Below are 2722 nucleotides of genomic sequence, written 5' to 3' on the forward strand. Positions count from 1 at the left end.
AAGCTTGCACACGCGGAGCGTTCAAACCAGTCAAAGTCTTTCTCTGTAAAGGTTTTAGGCTTTTTCGGCAAGCCCTACTTAAACAATACTCTAGCCATAATACTCCTTAATAATATTATTTATCAATAAATTTAGAGGTATTCCTTTAGCTGTTATTTTTGCTAACGAGAGGCCAAACTCCGCTCAAGCGCCAAAAACAGTCATAATCGTGATAAAACGATGTTTTTTCCTACTGATTTACATACCAGAACTCAAATCAGTGAAAATTTTTCTCAAATACCCCTTGACTAAAATACTAAAATTGTTGATTATCTATATCAATAACCTGCGATCGCTTAAAACCCCCCTGGCATCTTTCTCAAGAGGTAAATCGCCGTGACCAGCATGGCAAAATCCTTCCCAGCCGAAGGAAAATCATTTCCCTGGTGGGTCGGCAACGCCGGCTTAATCAACCTTTCGGGCCGTTTGCTCCGTATCCACGTCGCCCACGCCGGCCTCATCGTCTTCTGGGCGGGAGTCTATACCCTATTGGAGTCTAAATTTACATGGATTCTCACGGAAAATATACTTTAGGAGCATCTAAAAAATAGCACGAATAAATAACAGATAATCCATGACAATCCTCGTTCAACTTTTTTATTTTTTCCGACATGAATTTATACAGTGCTAACTCACTCAAAGTCGAACTCAACCAAAGAGGCTGCCGCCTGACTCCCCAGCGAGAAACTATTTTGAGTGTTTTTCAAAATCTGCCACAAGGCAATCATTTAAGTGCGGAAGAATTATACAAGACTTTGCAGAATAAAGGAGAACGAATAGGCTTGTCTACTGTCTACCGAACGCTGCATTTATTAGCAAGAATAGGAATTTTGCGTGAACTAGAATTAGCAGAAGGACACAAACATTACGAACTGAATTTTCCCGAATTGCACCACCACCACCATCTGGTTTGCATTCAGTGTCACAAAACCTTTGAATTTAGCGATGAATCTATTTTAAAAATTGGCAAAAAGCAAGTTGAAAAAGCTGGGGTAGAACTGCTTGACTGTCAGTTAACTGTGCGAGCTGTTTGTTTGGAAGCGCTACGGGAGGGATGGCCTTCTTTGGTACCCAGCAATTGGTTGTGTCCCAGATATCATTCGGAAATGAAGGAGGAAATTAGTTGAGTTGAATCAAATAAACTTCGGCACTTGGTAATTGGTGGTAATTGGTGATTTGTGCTTTTTTATTCGTTATGAGCTGTTAGTTATTAGCACCTAAAAATAACCAATGACAACTGACAACTGACGGCTGACTGCTGAATTCACTTTTGCAATTAAGCAACCTCAGAAGAATCGCAACGTTGGTGTTCCATCCGAAATATGTTAGCGTACAAACTAGCAACAATCTGTTTGCCTTCCTGCGTCAACTGCAAGTAACCGAGAGATTCACTGATGTGAGGATAAATACCGCTCCAGTAAAACTTAGAGTAGCTTTGCAGCAAGTCGCCCGGATGTCGATAGCCCAAAACTTTAGTAGCACCGCTTTCTTCTAACTCGTAAAACAGCGCGCCAATTTTCTGCAAATATTGCGGGTTGCTGAGCTGACCTATCAAGTCAGCACCGCGCACTAAACTAGAGTAATTAACTGCATCCTCGTCTGTGTTACCGTCAAGCACCGAGAAACGAGTCTGTTCTATGTTCTGCTTAATTATCTCAGCATTAATTAGCTTGTGGTTGCCGAAGCGCTCGTCAATGAACAATTTAGCTCTGTCAACTCGGTAAGGAGCTAGGCTGGCCGCCGTTGCACCGGGAGCAAGTGCAATTCTCATGCCATCTTTTCCTGTAGCATATAATCCTTCTGATTCTTGGTCTTGCCGGCAAACTCCTTTGACATATCCGATGTCTTGGCACAGCAAAGAAATGATGAAGTGCAGCCAATCTTCGCAGGAAACTCCGCCCTTGCGAATGTGTTTTCCCCGCAAGATTTCTTGACCGACTAAGCTAATGCAAATGGCGTGTTCTACATTGTGATAAAGAGCGTCGCTGTTGGCGATGTTTTCTAACGCCATTGCCCCCACCCAGGCAATAATGTCAGCATAGTCTGATTTGTAGCCTCCGTAAGTGCGGCTGTAACCGTTCTGAAGTTGTTCGATGAAAGCCTCGATCAGAAGTTCTGTAGAATTAAACATACCCTATCCTTTTACCTTAATATTGCCTTTCCACAGGGGTGCATCTATTTGGGAGTCCTCTAAATTTTATGGATGAGATTTTAGCTCACAACTCCTGCACCCCGTGTGTGTTGTGATCTGTGGATGGCAAGTGGGTAGCAATCTCAAAACTCATTGACGCAGCTACGCCCGGGGACTTACGAAGCAATCTCGCGCCCTGACTCAAAACTCCGAAGCAACTCAGTCCATCACTGACACCCATCCCCGCCGTACTGCATACAGCAGCCTGCTAACAATTTTTCGATCCTCTGAACTTTTTAAACTGTGAGAATTAATTGCGTATTGAATTTGCTGGAACACAGTGCGATCGATCTTACCGGATTTCCAAATGTTCAAGTAAAGTTCGGAAATTGTATATTCAGGAATATAAGCTTTGGTTGTCATCTGCTGTCAACTCAATGTATATTTCTTATTGTCCGGTAATTTTAGATAACTTGTAAGGATTCAGGTCTGAAATTCGGGAATGAGGTCAGGCATAGGAAAGTAGTCACAAGAATGGGCATTCATAGCCTC

The 2722-nt window shown here is 42.7% G+C and carries 3 protein-coding genes and 1 pseudogene; 2 read left to right on the forward strand and 2 right to left on the reverse strand.

The genetic code is table 11. The features are described 5' to 3' along the window. Nucleotides 1-384: 384 nt before the first annotated feature. A pseudogene (locus tag QUB51_RS30210) lies at nt 385-534 on the forward strand (chlorophyll a/b binding light-harvesting protein); the annotation flags it as partial. 116 nt (nt 535-650) lie between these two features. Next, on the forward strand, nt 651-1166 hold the full coding sequence (locus QUB51_RS30215) for a transcriptional repressor (RefSeq protein ID WP_333058220.1): 516 nt from the start codon (nt 651-653) through the stop codon (nt 1164-1166). A 149-nt stretch (nt 1167-1315) separates the two neighbouring features. On the opposite strand, the gene QUB51_RS30220 is transcribed toward QUB51_RS30215, so the two are convergent. Together QUB51_RS30220 and QUB51_RS30225 are read right to left on the reverse strand one after the other, a co-directional pair. After that, nucleotides 1316-2170, reverse strand: coding sequence for an Npun_R2479 family HD domain-containing metalloprotein (locus tag QUB51_RS30220; protein WP_333058221.1), 855 nt, complete (start codon nt 2168-2170; stop codon nt 1316-1318). A gap of 219 nt (nt 2171-2389) precedes the next feature. Next, complete coding sequence (locus tag QUB51_RS30225; protein ID WP_333058222.1) at nt 2390-2593, reverse strand: hypothetical protein; 204 nt, start codon at nt 2591-2593, stop codon at nt 2390-2392. Between the last annotated feature and the right edge of the window lie 129 nt (nt 2594-2722).

It is taken from the genome of Microcoleus sp. AT8-A3 (assembly GCF_036705675.1).
In the GTDB taxonomy this organism is placed as follows: Bacteria; Cyanobacteriota; Cyanobacteriia; order Cyanobacteriales; family Microcoleaceae; genus Microcoleus.

What these genes read in the sequence shown, in the direction of transcription:
- QUB51_RS30220 (WP_333058221.1), bottom strand. Translation starts at nt 2,170, where the DNA reads ATGTTTAATTCTACAGAACTTCTGATCGAGGCTTTCATCGAACAACTT.
- QUB51_RS30225 (WP_333058222.1), bottom strand. Translation starts at nt 2,593, where the DNA reads ATGACAACCAAAGCTTATATTCCTGAATATACAATTTCCGAACTTTAC.
- QUB51_RS30215 (WP_333058220.1), top strand. Translation starts at nt 651, where the DNA reads ATGAATTTATACAGTGCTAACTCACTCAAAGTCGAACTCAACCAAAGA.